General features: G+C 72.0%; 14 protein-coding genes. 6 read left to right on the plus strand and 8 right to left on the minus strand.

From position 1 onward, the window contains the following. Nucleotides 1-41: 41 nt before the first annotated feature. Both leuS and A4R43_RS31025 read left to right on the plus strand, forming a co-directional pair. The gene (gene leuS, locus A4R43_RS31020; protein ID WP_113695328.1) at nucleotides 42-2,879 is read left to right on the plus strand and encodes a leucine--tRNA ligase; all 2,838 of its coding nucleotides are present in this window, start codon (nucleotides 42-44) and stop codon (nucleotides 2,877-2,879) included. Nucleotides 2,880-2,977: 98 nt separating this feature from the next. Continuing rightward, nucleotides 2,978-3,715, plus strand: a complete 738-nt coding sequence (locus A4R43_RS31025) for an SDR family oxidoreductase (RefSeq protein WP_113695329.1) — start codon at nucleotides 2,978-2,980, stop codon at nucleotides 3,713-3,715. 27 nt (nucleotides 3,716-3,742) lie between these two features. On the opposite strand, the gene A4R43_RS31030 is transcribed toward A4R43_RS31025, so the two are convergent. The 3 genes from A4R43_RS31030 to A4R43_RS31040 all read right to left on the minus strand — a co-directional run bounded on the left by A4R43_RS31030 (nucleotide 3,743) and on the right by A4R43_RS31040 (nucleotide 6,980). After that, entirely contained in the window at nucleotides 3,743-4,483 is a 741-nt protein-coding gene (locus A4R43_RS31030) for a TetR/AcrR family transcriptional regulator (RefSeq protein ID WP_113695330.1), read from the minus strand. A 20-nt stretch (nucleotides 4,484-4,503) separates the two neighbouring features. Beyond that, entirely contained in the window at nucleotides 4,504-4,794 is a 291-nt protein-coding gene (locus A4R43_RS31035) for a hypothetical protein (RefSeq protein WP_113695331.1), read from the minus strand. Nucleotides 4,795-5,150: 356 nt separating this feature from the next. Continuing rightward, entirely contained in the window at nucleotides 5,151-6,980 is a 1,830-nt protein-coding gene (locus A4R43_RS31040; protein ID WP_113695332.1) for a DUF2339 domain-containing protein, read from the minus strand. A 98-nt stretch (nucleotides 6,981-7,078) separates the two neighbouring features. Between A4R43_RS31040 and A4R43_RS31045 the strand changes: the two genes are divergently transcribed. The 3 genes from A4R43_RS31045 to ptsP are packed head-to-tail and all read left to right on the plus strand — an operon-like array spanning nucleotide 7,079 to nucleotide 10,446. Further along, a complete protein-coding gene (locus tag A4R43_RS31045) occupies nucleotides 7,079-7,948 on the plus strand; it encodes a ribokinase (RefSeq protein WP_113695333.1) in 870 nt (289 codons plus the stop codon). A gap of 38 nt (nucleotides 7,949-7,986) precedes the next feature. Continuing rightward, nucleotides 7,987-8,799: a hypothetical protein gene (locus tag A4R43_RS31050; RefSeq protein ID WP_236808388.1), complete on the plus strand. Its 813-nt coding sequence runs from the start codon at nucleotides 7,987-7,989 to the stop codon at nucleotides 8,797-8,799. A gap of 3 nt (nucleotides 8,800-8,802) precedes the next feature. Then, nucleotides 8,803-10,446 (plus strand): phosphoenolpyruvate--protein phosphotransferase, encoded by a 1,644-nt coding sequence (gene ptsP, locus A4R43_RS31055; protein ID WP_113695334.1) that lies wholly within the window; start codon nucleotides 8,803-8,805, stop codon nucleotides 10,444-10,446. Here the strand turns inward: ptsP and A4R43_RS31060 are convergent. The 5 genes from A4R43_RS31060 to A4R43_RS31080 are packed head-to-tail and all read right to left on the minus strand — an operon-like array spanning nucleotide 10,430 to nucleotide 14,738. Beyond that, entirely contained in the window at nucleotides 10,430-11,044 is a 615-nt protein-coding gene (locus tag A4R43_RS31060; RefSeq protein WP_236808390.1) for a DUF1707 SHOCT-like domain-containing protein, read from the minus strand. The genes ptsP and A4R43_RS31060 overlap by 17 nt on opposite strands. Then, entirely contained in the window at nucleotides 11,041-11,742 is a 702-nt protein-coding gene (locus A4R43_RS31065; protein ID WP_113697991.1) for a DUF1707 SHOCT-like domain-containing protein, read from the minus strand. The genes A4R43_RS31060 and A4R43_RS31065 overlap by 4 nt, the downstream gene beginning before the upstream one ends. A gap of 55 nt (nucleotides 11,743-11,797) precedes the next feature. Then, nucleotides 11,798-12,448: a response regulator gene (locus tag A4R43_RS31070; RefSeq protein WP_113695335.1), complete on the minus strand. Its 651-nt coding sequence runs from the start codon at nucleotides 12,446-12,448 to the stop codon at nucleotides 11,798-11,800. Continuing rightward, nucleotides 12,445-13,587 carry a MacS family sensor histidine kinase gene (gene macS, locus A4R43_RS31075; protein WP_113695336.1) on the minus strand — a complete coding sequence of 381 codons (1,143 nt, stop codon included), beginning with the start codon at nucleotides 13,585-13,587 and terminating at the stop codon, nucleotides 12,445-12,447. Before macS ends, A4R43_RS31070 begins: the two co-directional genes overlap by 4 nt. After that, complete coding sequence (locus A4R43_RS31080; protein ID WP_236809289.1) at nucleotides 13,584-14,738, minus strand: AI-2E family transporter; 1,155 nt, start codon at nucleotides 14,736-14,738, stop codon at nucleotides 13,584-13,586. Before A4R43_RS31080 ends, macS begins: the two co-directional genes overlap by 4 nt. Before the next feature lie 310 nt (nucleotides 14,739-15,048). Here A4R43_RS31080 and A4R43_RS31085 point away from each other — a divergent pair, with 310 nt between their 5' ends. Further along, complete coding sequence (locus A4R43_RS31085) at nucleotides 15,049-16,026, plus strand: hypothetical protein (protein WP_113695338.1); 978 nt, start codon at nucleotides 15,049-15,051, stop codon at nucleotides 16,024-16,026. Nucleotides 16,027-16,064 lie beyond the last annotated feature (38 nt).

The raw sequence follows: 16,064 nt of genomic DNA on the forward strand, positions 1-16,064 counted from the left end.
GGTCGAGTTGTTTCTGGAGTGCGACACGGAGGACACGGGCCATGACCGAGGCGACCCCGGACACGCCCCAGCATCGCTACACCGCGGCGCTGGCCGGGAAGATCGAGCAGCGCTGGCAGGACTACTGGGCCGACCACGGCACGTACCACGCGCCGAACCCGGTCGGGGCGCTCGCCGAACCCGGCGTGGACGTGCCGTCGGACAAGCTGTTCGTGCAGGACATGTTCCCCTACCCGTCCGGGGCCGGCCTGCACGTCGGGCACCCGCTGGGCTTCATCGCCACCGACGTGTTCGCGCGGTACCACCGGATGATCGGCCGGAACGTGCTGCACACGATGGGCTTCGACGCCTTCGGCCTGCCCGCCGAGCAGTACGCCGTGCAGACCGGCGCGCACCCCCGCAAGACCACCGAAGAGAACATCGAGACCTACCTGCGTCAGATCCGCAGGCTGGGCCTGGGGCACGACGAGCGCCGCCGGGTCTCCACCATCGACCCGGAGTACTACCGCTGGACCCAGTGGATCTTCCTGCAGATCTTCAACTCCTTCTACGACGAGAAGCAGGGCAAGGCCCGCCCGATCGTCGAGCTGGAGGCCGAGTACGCGCAGGACAAGCGGCGTACGCCCGACGGCCGCAACTGGTGCGAGCTGACCCGCGCCGAGCAGCGCGACATCATCGACTCGCACCGGCTGGCCTACATCTCCGAGGCGCCGGTGAACTGGTGCCCCGGCCTGGGCACGGTGCTGTCCAACGAGGAGGTCACGCCGGACGGCCGCAGCGAGCGCGGCAACTTCCCGGTGTTCCGCCGCAACCTGCGCCAGTGGATGATGCGCATCACCGCCTACGCCGACCGGCTGGTCGACGACCTGGACCGGCTGGACTGGCCGGACAAGGTCAAGGCGATGCAGCGCAACTGGATCGGCCGCTCGAACGGCGCGCGGGTGGCCTTCGCCGCCGGTGACGCGAAGATCGAGGTGTTCACCACCCGGCCGGACACCCTGTTCGGCGCGACCTACCTGGTGCTGGCGCCCGAGCACCCGCTGGTCGACCAGCTGACCACCGACGCGTGGCCCGCCGACGTGAACGAGTCGTGGACCGGCGACGCGGCGACCCCGGCCGAAGCGGTGGCCGCGTACCGGCTGGCCGCCTCCCGCAAGTCCGAACTGGACCGGCAGGAGAACAAGGACAAGACCGGCGTGTTCACCGGCTCGTACGCGGTGAACCCGGTCAACGACGCCCGCATCCCGATCTTCGTCGCGGACTACGTGCTGATGGGCTACGGCACCGGCGCGATCATGGCGGTGCCCGGGCAGGACCAGCGCGACTGGGACTTCGCCGAGAAGTTCGGCCTGGACATCATCCGGACCGTGCAGCCCACCGAGGGCTTCGACGGCAAGGCGTTCACCGGTGACGGGCCCGCGGTCAACTCGGGCTTCCTGGACGGGCTGGGCGTCGACGAGGCCAAGAAGACGATCATCACCTGGCTGGAGGAGCACGGCCACGGCCACGGCACCGTGCAGTACAAGCTGCGCGACTGGCTGTTCTCGCGCCAGCGGTACTGGGGCGAGCCGTTCCCGGTGGTCTACGACGAGGACGGCCGGGCGCACGCGCTGCCCGACCACCTGCTGCCGGTCGAGCTGCCCGAGGTCGACGACTACTCGCCGAAGACCTTCGACCCGGACGACCCGAACACCGAGCCGTCGCCGCCGCTGTCGCGGGCCGAAGACTGGATGAACGTCGAACTGGACCTGGGCGACGGGCCGAAGACCTACCGCCGCGACGCCAACACCATGCCCAACTGGGCGGGTTCCTGCTGGTACCAGCTGCGCTACATCGACCCGCGGAACGCCGACGCACTGGTCGACCCGGAGAACGAGCGCTACTGGACCGGGCCGCGCCCGGCCGAGCACGGCGTGGACGACCCCGGCGGCGTCGACCTGTACATCGGCGGTGTCGAGCACGCCGTGCTGCACCTGCTGTACTCGCGGTTCTGGCAGAAGGTGCTGTTCGACCTGGGCCACGTGTCCTCGGACGAGCCGTACCGGAAGCTGTTCAACCAGGGCTACATCCAGGCCTTCGCTTACAAGGACTCGCGCGGGTTCTACGTGCCCGCCGAGGAGGTCGAGGAGCGCGACGGCAAGTACTTCCACTTCGGCCAGGAGGTCAAGCAGGAGTACGGGAAGATGGGCAAGAGCCTGAAGAACGTGGTCACGCCCGACCAGATGTCGGCGGACTACGGGGCCGACACCTTCCGCTTCTACGAGATGGCGATGGGCCCGCTGGAGCTGTCGCGGCCGTGGGCGACCAAGGACGTGGTCGGCTCGCACCGCTTCCTGCAGCGGCTGTGGCGGCTGGTGGTGGACGAGACCACCGGCGAGCCGCGAGTGTCCGATGTGGACGCCACGGAGGTGGACCGGCGGCAGCTGCACAAGACCATCGCCGGGGTTCGTGAGGACTACGCGCAGATGCGGTTCAACACCGCGGGCGCCAAGCTGATCGAGCTGAACAACCACCTGACCAAGGCGTACGGCGCGGCTGACGCCACGCCGCGCGAGCTGGCCGAGCCGCTGGTGCTGATGCTGGCGCCGCTGTGCCCGCACGTGGCCGAGGAACTGTGGCAGCGCCTGGGCCACACGGGTTCGCTGGCGCACGGCCCGTTCCCCGCGGTCGACGAGAAGTACCTGGTCGACGACACGGTCGAGTACCCGGTGCAGGTCAACGGCAAGGTCCGCACGCGCATCACGGTGGCCGCCGACGCGGGCCAGGACGTGGTGACCGAAGCCGCGCTGGCCGACGAGAAGGTGGTCGCGCTGCTGGCCGGTGGCGCGCCGCGCAAGGTGATCGTGGTGCCGGGCCGACTGGTCAACGTGGTGCTCTGATCCCTGCAGCGCCACGGCGGAAAGCCGCCAGCTTCGCCACCGCGCCGCCGATTTGATGGGTGTCGTACGAAAACCCAGTCAAATCGGAGGAACGGAAAATGTCGCTCGACGGCAAGGTGGCACTGGTGACCGGCGGCAGCCGCGGGATCGGCGCGGCGGTCGCGCTGCGGCTCGCGGCCGATGGCGCCGACGTCGCGCTGACCTATCGCGACAACGCCACCGCGGCGACCGAGGTGGCCGAGCGGATCAAGGCCGCCGGTCGCCGCGCCCTGGTGATCCGCGCTGACGGCGCCGACGCCGCCGACTGCGCGAAGGCGGTCGAGGAGACCGTCGCCGAGTTCGGCAGGCTCGACGTGCTGGTCAACAACGCCGGCGTGGGCGCGGTCGGCCCGATCGGCGATTTCGCGCTGGAGGACATCGACCGGGTGCTCGCGGTGAACGTGCGCGCCCCGTACCTCGCCGCGAGGGCGGCCGCGGCGCACCTCGGCCACGGCGGCAGGCTGATCACCATCGGCAGCTGCGTGGCCGACCGCGTGCCGGGGCCGGGCATGTCGCTGTACGCGCTGAGCAAGACCGCGATGATCGGGCTGACCAAGGCGCTGGCCCGCGAACTCGGCGCGAACGGCGTGACGGTCAACCTGGTGCAGCCGGGCCCGACCGACACCGCGATGAACCCGGCGGACGGCCCGTACGCCGCCGAGCAGGCCTCACTGACCGCCGTCGGCCGCTACGGCACCCCGGACGAGATCGCCTCGGCGGTTTCGTTCCTGGCCGCGGAAAGCAGCCGCTACGTCACCGGCACCACCCTCTCCGTAGACGGCGGCCACGCAGCCTGAGTCAGTGCCCCGGTGAGCACCTGGTGGTCACCGGGGCAGGACGCCGATTTCCCTGGCCAGGTCGGCGAGCATGGCGTCGAACAGCACGTCCGGCTTGGTGACCGGGATCGGGTAGTTGCCAAAAACCTCGAGCGTCACGTGCCCGTACAACCGCGCCCAGAACTGGATCATCAGGTAAGTGGTGCCCAGATCCAGTTTGCCCGCCGGGAAATCGAGGCCGGATTCGCTCAGCACCGACAGCAGTTCCCCGCGGAAGGCGGCCAGATCGTCCCGCAGTTCCACGGGAACGGCTTCGTCGTCGGGGGTGTTCAGGTCGTGGGTGGCGAGCAGGTGCCCGGCGGTGGTCAGGAAGATCCGCCCGAACGGCTCGTCGGCGCGGCTCAGGGTGGCGGCGCTGTTGGGCGCCGAGCCCACCGAGCCGGTCGGCGAGGCGAAGACCAGGGCGAACTCCCGCGTGTGCGTCAGCGCCCACCGCCGGAAACCCCGGCACAGCGCGAAAAGCTGCACCACGCCGTCGCTGTCGGCGAGTTCGGCGACCTCGGCGGCCAGTTCGTCACCGAGATCGCCGACGATGTCCAGCCGCAGGTGCGCGAGCAGGTCGTCCCGTGAGCCGTAGTACCGGTACAGCGCGGGTGCGGTGATGCCGAGCTCCCTGGCGATGGCCCGCAGCGTCACCGCTTCCGGCCCGTCCGCCACCAGGAGGGCGCGCGCGGCCTGCCGGATCTCCGTCGCGGATCGGGGGCGCGCCCGCCGTGTGGGTTTGCTCATTCGTCACCCCGCTGGACTGTTCACGTCGGGGGCAGTCTAAGGCGGGCGGCCGCGCGGCCGAGCCGGTTCGCGAGCCAGGCCGACACCGCGGCGCCGGGCAGGCCGATCAACGCGTGCACCAGCCACGCCCCGAGCAGCGTCGGCCCGCCCCAGGTGCCGCTCTGGTCGGCGTCGGCGTCCCAGAAGACGCCGTAGGTGACCACGCGGACGATCAGGTACGCGGTCAGGCCGAGCAACAGCACCTGGACCACGGTGCAGAACCCGGCGAGCAGTAGCCGGAACGGAGTGCGTGCCCTGGTCGCGGCGGTCATCGCCGATCCCCTTTCCTCGTGCTGACGTGGGAAAACCCACGCTAGGCCCGCGGATGGGCGGCGAGAACCCGGTGCGCCCCCGACCGGGGTGGGGAAAACCCGGGGCGCCGCCGGCACCGATCACTCGGGGGGCTACGTGATCGGTGCCGGCGACCCGATGCCGTTCCGCCGGCCGGAGGCCGCTGGTCGGGCAACGCCCCCGCGCGAACGCGGTGGCGTGTCTGTAGAGCTGAGCCCCACCGAGAAGTGACGTCCGGGCGGGGAAATCACTCCGAACGGGTGACGCTCGGCTAGCACTCGCCTGATTGTCGCATTCGGGAGCGGATAAGTTACAAAGTCCTTCACATTCGCATAGATCACGAGCCGCTGTCTTGGGCTGAACGGGTCGCGCCGACCAGCCTCGCGTACCGCGTACCGGCCGCGAGCAGCACCAATCCGGCCCCGAGGAAGGCGCCGACGCGCGCCATGCCGTCGAGGGACGCCAGATCGAACAGCACCAGTTTCGCCAGTGCGGCGGCGACCAGCACCAGCCCGGTGACCCGGAACGCCTTCCGCTGGATGCCGCGCAGCAGCAGGACCAGCGCGGCGACCGTCCACGACACGGTGATCAGCGCGTGGCCGAGCAGGAACCCGGGCTCGCCGTCCACCAGCAGGCGCGCCGGGTAGAGCACCGTACCCGCCGCGCCGTAAAGCACCGCCATGCCAGCGACAACGGCGACCAGCGGTGCCACGGACTTCGCCGCTTCGGTGCGGAAAGCCGCGACGGCCAGCAGCACCGCGGCGATCGCGATGAGCGGGGACACCGCGGCCCCGGTGACGAGCACGTCGGTGGCCATGGCGGCCTTCCGCAGCAGCATGACCGGCGACGCGACGCTCCCCATCGCGGCGAGCAGCCCGGCCGCCCCGAACGCGGCTCCGGCCGCGACCATGCCCCCGCTCCGCAGCCGGATCGCCACCGCGCCGAAGGCGATCGCCTCGGCGAGCACCACGATCACGCGTGTTTCACCGGAGAGCGCGACGGTCGTCGTCTCGAACGCGAGCACGGACGCCAGCACCCCGGCGGTCATCGAAACCCCGGAAGGCAAACGCTTGCGGCCGCCTGCCCAGAGCCCGGCGAGCACCGCGGTGAGCCCGCCGGTGAACGCGGCCGCGAGCGGGCGGTCCAGCAGGAACGGCAGCAGCATCACCGGCAGCGGGGCCACCGCGATCAACGCGATCGGCGTGACGTCGTTGCGGTGCAGCGCGGTTGTCGCGGTGGCCGTGGCGAGCACGAGCAGCGAGGTGAGCGCCGCGAGCACGGCGACACCGAGATCACTGCCGGTCTCGAACCACGAACCGGCGGCGAACGACACGGTCAGCGCGCTGCCCGCGATCGGCGGCAGGCCGGCGGCCAGCACCACGCCCGGCCACTCGCGGCTCAGCTGGATCGGCGCCGCGGCGACCGCCAGGATCAGCAGGAAGGTCATCAGCGACACGGTGAAGCCCGAGGTGAGCACCGGCGCGCAGACAGCGCAGCCGAGCAGTACGAACACGGCGAGCCCCGGCGCCTTCCAGTGACCAGCCAGTGCGAGCCCGCCGACGGCGACCAGCAGGCCGAGCAGCAGCCCGCCCCACGACGGGATCAGTTCGAGGAAGGTGGTGGCCGCGACGATGTCGGCGTAGAGCACGGCGACGCCGGTCGCGGCCAGCGCGAAGGCGCCGGTGCGGGCGGCGGGGTTGCGGTGCAGCCGGAGACCGAGCCCGGTCAGCGTGCCGCCGAGCAGGGCGCCGAGCAGCACACGCGGCACCGGGCCGACCCAGCCGCGCTGGATGGCGAGCACCAGCAGCAGCACCACGCCGAGCAGGGTGACCGCGCCGCCGATCCAGGCGAGCACCTTGCTGCCCGCGCCGTCCTTGGCGAGCTTCTCGGACAGCGTCGGCCGGGGAGGCTGGGGTGGCCGGGGTTGCCACTGCGGCATCGGGGCCATCGGAGGCACCGGGTACGGCGGCGGAGCCATGCCCGGCGGCGCGGGTGCCGGTGGCGGCGGCAGCACCGGCTCGGGCACCGGTGCCAGAGGTGGCGCGCTGACCTGCGCCGACGGCAGTGCGCGCAGTTCGTCGCTGAGGGTGCTCAGGCGGCCGGCGATCTCGCCGAGCGCGTCGGCGATTCGCGGCAGGGGGTCGGTGGTGCCGCTTGTGTTGCCCATGCCTCCAGCGTCGGGCGCGGGGCCTGCCCGCGGATCCGTAGCTCTACTCAAACCACCGTGACGATTGGGTGACGGGGCCTCCTGGCAGGCTTGGGGGCATGACCGCAGAAGTCCTCGTTGCCGGGTCGATCAACGCCGACCTGGTGGTTTCCGCCGATCGACGGCCCGGCGCGGGTGAGACCGTGCTCGGTGGTGACACCGTGCTGCTGCCCGGGGGCAAGGGCGCGAACACGGCGGTGGCGGCGTCGCTGCTCGGCGCCGAGGTGGCGATGGCGGGCGCCGTCGGCGACGACGCGAACGGCAGGCTGCTCCTCGGTTCCCTGCGCGAGGCCGGGGTGAGCGTGGACCTGGTCCGGACGGTGGACCGGCCGACGGGTGCCGCCTACATCGTGGTGACGCCCGACGGCGAGAACTCGATCCTGGTGTCCCCGGGCGCGAACAGCGCGCTGGAGCCGTCGGCGCTGGACGGTGCCTTCGACGGGGTGCGGGTGCTGGTCACGTCGATGGAGATCCCGCTGCCGACGGTCGAGCACGCGGTGATCGCCGGTGCCGAGGCCGGGGCGCGGGTGCTGCTGAACCTGTCGCCGGTCGCGAAGGTGAGCCAGCGTGCGCTGGCCGCGGTGGACGTGCTGCTGGTCAACGAGCACGAAGCCGCCTGGCTGCTGAACAGCAACAACACCGACCCCCGCAACCTCCTGGAACTGGGCCCGTACTCGGCGGTGCTCACGCGAGGCGCCGAAGGCGCGCTGGTGGTGACCGCGGACGAGGTGGTGGAGGTGCCGTCGCCGCGGGTCGAAGCCGTGGACACGACCGGCGCCGGGGATGCCTTCACCGGCGCGCTGGCCGCCGCCCTCGCCGAGGGCTCCACGCTCGCCGACGCCGCCCGGCTCGCGGTGAAGGTCGCGGCGATCTCGGTGACCCGCCAGGGCGCCCAGCCGTCGTACCCCCGCGCGGGTGAAGTCGACTGAGGCGGAATGCGCGGTAGCGCGGCCGTGTTGGTCCCCGTGTGGGGTCCGACCGGTTCGACGCGGCGTGGCGGCGCGGGTATGTGGCGCGGCTGAAGGACGTGGTGGCGGCCCGCAGGCCCGGCGAACTCGAGCTGATGCCCCTCGAGGACACCGTCGCGGCGTTGGGGCACCAGGGCGAGATCGACCTCGGCCACCAGGACGTGCCGGTGGCCGACATCGTCGGCACGATAGCCCGCCGAGGTGACTTCGACCGCCAGTTCCGCCCGCGCAACCGGGCGCTGCGTCACCGCTGGGACGCCCTCGCCGACATCACCACCACCGAACCGGTCCGGCTCGTCCGCCTCGGGCAGTTGTACTTCGTCGAGGACGGTCACCACCGTGTCGCGCTCGCCAGGGCGCGCGGACTGGACGGCGTGCGCGCGCACGTGCGCAAGATCTGCACCATTTCCTGCGCGACCCGCTGCCTCACCGTCGCCGACCTGCCGGTCAAGGCCGCCGAGCGGGTGTTCCTCGAACGTGTTCCGCTGCCCGACGACGTGCGCTGGGGCCTCTGGCTCGACCACCCCGCCGACTGGCTCAAGCTCGCTGACGCCGCCGAGGCCTGGGGCTTCCGCAACCGCCTCCACGACCGCGTGCGCCTCGCCGAAACCTGGTGGGACCAGGAGGTCCGCCCGGTGGTCGCCGGGCTGGCGTTGCGCGGGATCGAGCCGTACGACGTCCGCGCCTACCACCGCGCCCTCCAGCACCGGGAGTCCCTCGGCGTGACCTGCTTCGACGACGCCGTGGTCGCGGACATCCGGCGTCGGCTGATCGGGGACTACACTGGTCCGGAGTGGCACGGTATGGTCTAGACCATGTCGCAGCAGAGGGCGTTACTTTCCGGGGTCGCGGTCAGTCCGGGGCGCGCGAGCGGCCCGGTGGTCCGGGTGGCCGAGCCGCTCGAGGCCCCGCCGAGCACCCCCGCCCCGCCGGACCCCGCCGCCGAGGCCGCGCGCATCGAGCCCGCCGCCCAGCTGGTCGCCGCCCGCCTGGAGAAGCAGGCCGAAACGGCCACCGGTGAAGCCGCCACGATCCTGCAGACCACCGCCGCGATGGCCGCCGACCCGACCCTGGTCAGCCAGGCCGAAGCGCTGGTCAAGAACGAGCGCCTGCCCGCCGCGCGCGCGGTGCACCAGGCCGCTGAGGGCTTCGCCGAAATGCTCGCCGCGGCCGGTGGCTACATGGCCGAGCGGGTGCGCGACATCCACGACATCCGCGACCGCATCGTCGCCGAGCTGCTCGGCCTCGCCCCGCCCGGCGTGCCCGAGCTGACCGGGCCGAGCGTGCTGGTCGCCCGCGACCTCGCGCCCGCCGACACCGCCGGACTCGATCCGGCGAAGGTGCTCGCGCTGGTCACCGAGGAGGGCGGCCCGACCAGCCACACCGCGATCCTCGCCCGCGCGCTCGGCATTCCGGCCGTGGTCGCCGTGCGCGGGCTGCTCGCCTTCGAGGCCGACGCGCTGGTGGTCGATGGCGACACCGGTGAGGTCGGCCTTGCCGATGCCGACGCGCCGATTCTGGCCGCGACCGCCGGTGGGCCAGCCGAGTGGAACGGCACCGGCGTCACCGCCGACGGCCACCGCGTCAAGGTGCTCGGCAACGTCGGCTCGGCCGCCGACGCGCGGGCCGCGGCGGACGCGGGCGCCGAGGGCGTCGGCCTGTTCCGCACCGAGTTCTGCTATCTCGACGCGTCCACCGAACCCACCGTCGAAGCGCAGCGCGCCGCCTACGCCGCGGTGCTCACGCCGTTCGCGGGCAAGCCGGTCATCGTCCGCACGCTCGACGCCGGTGCCGACAAGCCGCTCGCCTTCCTCGCCCCCGACACCGAGCCGAATCCGGCGCTGGGTGTGCGCGGGCTGCGGATCGCCTTCGACCGGCCCGAAATCCTCGACCGCCAGCTGGAAGCCATCGCGCTCGCCGCGCGGGACTCCGGTGCCGAGGTGTCGGTGATGGCGCCGATGGTGGCCACCGCCGCCGAGGCCGCGTGGTTCGCCGAGCGTGTGCACGCCGCCGGGATCGCCAGGGCGGGCGTGATGATCGAAATCCCCGCCGCCGCGCTGGCCGCCCGCGAGATCCTCGACGCCGTCGATTTCGTCTCGATCGGCACGAACGACCTGGCCCAGTACACCTTCGCCGCCGACCGCCAGCTCGGCGCGGTCGCCGCGCTGAACGACCCGTGGCAGCCCGCGTTGCTGCGGCTGATCGCGTTGATCGGCAAGGCGGCCAAGGAAACCGGCAAGCCGGCCGGGGTCTGCGGGGAGGCCGCCGCCGACCCGCGGCTGGCCCGCGTGCTCACCGGGCTCGGGCTGACCAGCCTGTCGATGAACGCGGCGGCGGTGCGCGCGGTCGGCGCGAGCCTGGCCGCGGTCACCCGCGAGGACTGCGAAGCGGCGGCCAACGCGGCGCTCGCCGCGGCTGATCCGGCGGCGGCCCGTCAGGCGGTCACGAACCCCAGGTGACCCGCCAGGGCACCCGTACCTGCACCCGCCCGAACCGGAAGTAACGCGGGGTCCGGATCTCCACGGACCCCGCGAACACCGAACCGCTCAGCACGAACCGGGGCCGCCCGGACGCGCGCTCGAACTCGGTCCGGTCGGTCAGCGAGCCCGCCAGCACCTTGACGTCCGAAGTGGACAGTGACGCGTGCGCGGGCACCAGCAACCGCACCGAGCCCGCGGCCACGCTCAGCTCGATCCGCACCTCGGCGTGGCCGAACTCGGCCTCGGTGAAGTCCAGGTCGGTGGAGCCCATCTGGTTCCGCACCAGGATTTCGTGCGGCACGCGCCAGCGCCCGTCGCGCTTCGAGCTGCCCATCAGGGTCCGCAGCACCAGCCGGTCCCGGCGCGCGGGCACGGTGCCGTTCGCGCCGTGGTGCACCAGGCCGGGCAGATCGGTGAGCACCCGGTTCAGCTCACCCCGCGTGCGCGCGGCCAGTGCCAGATCGGTGCGTGCGGTGAACTCGTCCAGGTCGAGCAGGCCGTGCCCGACCGCCTTCTGCAGCAACGCCGCCACGTGCTCGCGCTCGGCGTCGGAAACCCGCAGGTCGCGGTCACTCACCAGAAGGAGCGGCGGCCGTTGCGGACCACCAGCGGGCCGCCGTGCACCCGCCCGGTCACGATGATGGTCGGCGAGCCGGAGGCGGGCTGCCGCTTGCGCTTGTCCTCCACCGAACCCCACTTGATCTCGGTGATGGCGTTCAGGTCCACACCCGCTTCCTCCGGCACCACCAGTTCGACGCCGCCCCACTTGGTGTCCAGTTCGATGTAGACCACCGGCGAGGTGAGCACCGCCTCGGTGAAGTCGAGCTTCGTACTCGCGTACTTGTTGCGCACCCGCAGGTGTGACGGCACCTGCCACTGCCCGCTGCGCTTGAGGTTCGAGCCGTGTGCCCGCAGTTCCAGCGGCTTGCCGGCGGACGGCGGCGCGTACGGGTTCGGGGGCACCGGGGCCGCTCCGGTGGCCAAGACCGGAGCGGCGTCCCGATGCACCAGCCCCGGCAGGTCGGCGAGCACGGAGTTCAGCTCGCCGCGCGTGCGGGAGGCCAGTGCCTTGTCGGTGCGCTCGGTGAACTCGTCCAGGTCGAGCATGCCCCGGCCGATCGCCTTCTGCAGCACCCCGACCACGTGCTCGCGTTCGGCGTCGGACACCCGGAGGTCGCGCGGGCTGAACTCCTTCGGCGCCTCGGGCTTCTTCTCCGCCTCATCACCATTCGATTCGGCCGGTACCGGTAGCTGATCGGTCTGCGGCTCACCCATGCGGTCCATGCTAGGACCGGGGCGCCCCCGGCGAATCCGGGATTTTCCCCGACTTCTAGTCGGTGTCGAGCCCGTGCTCGATGGCGTACCTGGCCAGCTCGACCCGGTTGTGCAGCTGGAGCTTCCGCAGCGTGGACTGCACGTGGTTCTCCACCGTGCGATGCGAGATGACCAGCTTCTCGGCGATCTGCCGCGCGGTCAGACCCTTCGCGACCTGGCGCAGCACGTCGGTCTCGCGCTCGGTCAGCCGCGGTGGTTCGCCGCTGGTGCCCGGCGCGTCCGCCATCCGCCGGTACTCCCCGAGCACCAGGCCCGCGAGCCCGGCGGTGAACACCGGATCACCCGCCGCGGTCCGGCGCACCGCCTCGGCCAGCTCGGCCGACGACGCCGACTTCACCAGATACCCGGAGGCGCCCGCCTTCACCGCTTCCAGCACGTCCTCGTGTTCCCCGCTCGCGGACAGCACGAGCACCTTGGTCTCCGGCAGCGCGCCGGTGATCGCCCTGGTCGCGTCGACCCCGGAGGTCTCGCCGAGGTTCATGTCCATCAGCACCACGTCCGGGCGCACGGTCTTGGCGATCCGGATCGCCGCGTCGCCGTCGGGCGCGGTGGCCAGCACTTCGAACCCCTGCTCACCGAGGTCCCTGGCCACGCCGTCCCGCCAGATCGGGTGGTCGTCGACCACCATCACCGAAATCGCGCTCATCCCGAGGCTCCCTTCGGCACGCGGATCTCCCATTCCGTGCCCGCTCCGGGCGCGGTGTCCAGGCTGATCGTGCCACCCAGTCCGGCCACCCGGTCCTTGATGGACTTCGCCACCCCTAGACGTCCCTCGGCCGCCGCCCGTTCCAGCCGCCCGGCGGGAATGCCGGGACCGTCGTCGCGCACCGACACGATCACCTCGTCACCCAGGTCCTCCAGCAGCACCCACGCCTGGGCGCCCTCGGCGTGCTTCGCGACGTTGGCCAGCGCCTCGCGCACGGCGTCGGCCAGTTCGGTGGTGACGTGCGCGGGCAGCGAAACCGGGCCCGCCGGGCTGGAGATGTGCACGGTGGACGTGCCCAGCAGCTGCAACGCCGCGCGCAGGTCGGCGGTCTCGTCCGTGGGCCGCGTCGGCTCGGTGGTGACCAGTGCGCGCAGGGCGATCTCCTGCTCACCGGCCAGTTCGGCGAGTTCGGCCGCCTCGCCGCCCAGTTCGGCCCCGCGCTTGCGGACACGCGCGAGCACCTGCAGCACGCTGTCGTGGATCGAGCGGGCCAGCCGCTCGCGTTCCGCGGTCGCCGCCTCGGTGCGCAACGCCTGGGCCAGCGCGGAACCCGACCGTCGCGCGGTTGTTGCGGTCATCCCGATCAGCAGGCCGCTGGCCAGCAGCAACACCCCGTCGCGGGCGACGTCCACGGTGAACTCGCCGCGCGCGGCACCGGTGCACACCGCGATCACCAGCCCGCCGGCGAGCCCGCCGACGGCCCCGAACCGGGCACCGGCGACCAGCGGCGGCACGGCCGCCCAGACCGTGGTGATCAGCGGATCGGCGGCGGCGAACTGCGCGTCGGACAGGATCAGCGGCGAAGTCAGCATCAGCCCGGCGGTGACCACCACGTCGGCCACCACCAGCCAGCGCCACCGCCACCGGAGCGCCTCGCGGGCGTAGACCAGGCTGGTCAGCACGGTCCAGCAGGCCATCACGCCGAGCACCGCCCAGGCGAGCCACGCGCGGCGGTACTCGTCCTGGTGCACCACCACGATGCCCGCGGCGAACAACCAGGTCAGCACCCGCAGCCCGATCGCGCCCCACCACAGCGGGGAGGCGAGGTCGCGGGTTGTGGGGCCGAACCGCGCGCTCACTTTTCCTTGGTTCCGCCGGTTTCGTCGTCGTCGGGCGTGGTGTTCGGCTGCGCACCCCGGTCGTCGAGCACGTCCACCGTCGCCGGATCGGGGTCGCGCTCGTGCAGCAGCGACTTGATCCCGGAGTTGAGCACGGCCAGCAGCGGCACCGCGAGCAGCGCACCGGCGATGCCGGCGGTGACCAGCCCGGCGGTGATCGCCAGCACCACGGCCAGCGGGTGCAGCTTGACCGCCCGGCCCAGCAGCAGCGGCTGCAGGATGTGGCTTTCCAGCTGCATCACCAGCACCACCACGCCGAGCACGATCAGCGCGGTGACGAAGCCGTTGGTGACCAGCGCGACCAGCACCGCCACCGCCCCGGTCAGCACCGCGCCGATGATCGGCACGAAGGCGCCGAGGAAGACCAAAGTGGACAGCGGGATGACCAGCGGCACACCCAGGATCCACAGCCCGATGCCGATGCCGACGGCGTCCACCACGGCCACCGCCGCGGTCGCGCGCACGTAGCTGACCAGCGACGCGAACCCGCGACGGCCCGCCACGTCCACCCGGTTGCGCACCTGGCGCGGCACCCCGCGGGTGAGGAAGGTCCAGATCTGCTCCCCACCGGCCAGGAAGAAGATCAGGATGAACAGGGTCAGCACGAAGCCGGTGAGCACCTCGCCGACGGTGCCCGCGGTGGTCAGCGCGCTGTCGGTGATGGTGGCCTGGTTCTTCTTGAGGAACTCGATGGCCTCGTTGATGAAGTCCTGGATCTGCGTCTGCCGCAGGTGCAGCGGGCCGTTGACCAGCCAGTCCTCGATCTGGTCGAGGCTCTCGGTGAGCTGCTTCTGCAGGGCGGGCAGGCCGCTGGTGAACTGCGCGACGACAAAGGTGAGCAGCCCGCCGAGCAGGCCGAGGCCGCCGATCAGCACGATGCTGGCGGCGAGCCCCCTCGGCAGCCCGACGCGGACCAGCCAGCCGACACCCGGCGCCATCAGCGCGGCCAGCAGCAACGCGATCGACAGCGGGATGACCACCACCGACAGGTAGCCGACCAGCCAGACGATCACGTAGAGCGCGGCGATCACCACGAGGAACCGCCAGGCGAGGGCGGCGCCGATCCGCAGACCGCGGGGTACGACGGTGGTCACGTCCAGTTCCACCGGCAGACCCGGGTAGTCGGGGGCGGGGAGGTGGGCGGGCTTGTTCTCCTGCTCCGGCACATCCGACAACTTAGTCGGCACGCGGTCCGGCCAGCAGGCAGACGGCGGGAAACGCCGGAGCCGATCACTTTCGGTCAGAGTTGGCAACACCGCGTGTTTTTCACACTTTCGGGCCATCAAGGTGCTTCGAAGATGCATTCGCGGGGCCCGGTGGTCCAGTCTCGGTGTCGCGCCGACAGAACGTGATCACTTCACACCCTGAGTATCCGAGTTCGGATCACTGGCGCCCGGAACACAGACACGGAGGAGCACACAGGTGACGGACGTGGCGGCGAACCAGCGAGGCGCGAAGCGCGCCGGTCGCTGGGCTTCGCGCGCCCTCCTGCTCGCCGGTGGGGTGCTGGCCGGTACGGCCGCCGCGTGGACCTTCGCCACCGGCGCTTCCGCCACGGAATCCCCGGTAGCTCCTGCGGCTCCCGACGCTCCCGAGTCCGGCACCGCCGACCTCACCCCGGTCACCGACGCGACCGTCCAGGGCCTGGATGACCTCACCGGCGGTGTCTCCGAACTGACCGGCGACGCGGCCGGTGCCGCCGCCCACGCGACCGAGGTCCCGTCCACCGGCACCTCGCGCGCGGTCCGCCAGGACGTCACCGCCGCGGTCGATGAGTTCACCAGCGAAGCCGTGGTCCGCCCGGTCGAGCGCACGCTCGGTGCCTTCGAGCACATCGCGCGCAAGCCCGAGGACGCGCCGAAGGTCATCGAGCAGAGCCTGGCCCCGGCCAACCAGGGCGTGCAGGACTTCGGCAAGAAGTTCTGGGACTTCCTGCAGCCGAAGGGCGAGGACGCGCTGGCCGAGCTGGCGCCGCTTCCGCTCGGTACCGGTTCCGGCACCGGCGCCGCCGACCCGGTGGTGCCCGAGCAGCCGGTCACCGTGGTGCCCGAAGCCGGCACCGTCGGCGTGCACACGGTCTCCGTGCCCTCGCCGCGCGAGGGCTCCTGGCTCGCCGCGTTCGACGCTTCGCGCGTCGGCGGCTCCACTGACGAAGGCGACGCGGGCGACCGCGAACTGCCTTCTCCCTTCTCCCCGTTGCGCGCGCCGCTGGCGCCGCTCACCGTGCCCACCGTTCCCGGTGGCGGCAACTCCGCCGGCGGGCACTTCGACGGGCTGCTGGCCGGCGTTCCCGCCGGTTCGGCCGCCGCTTTCGACACCGCTCCGATCGGCTCCGTCCGATCCGGTGTCCGGCACCTCATGGTGGAACCGGGCGCGCAGCCCGGCGTCACGCCTGACTGATCACCGCGCGGGGTAGGACGGTTCGCGTCCCCCGCCGG

Source organism: Amycolatopsis albispora (assembly GCF_003312875.1).
GTDB classification, from domain to species: domain Bacteria; phylum Actinomycetota; class Actinomycetes; order Mycobacteriales; family Pseudonocardiaceae; genus Amycolatopsis; species Amycolatopsis albispora.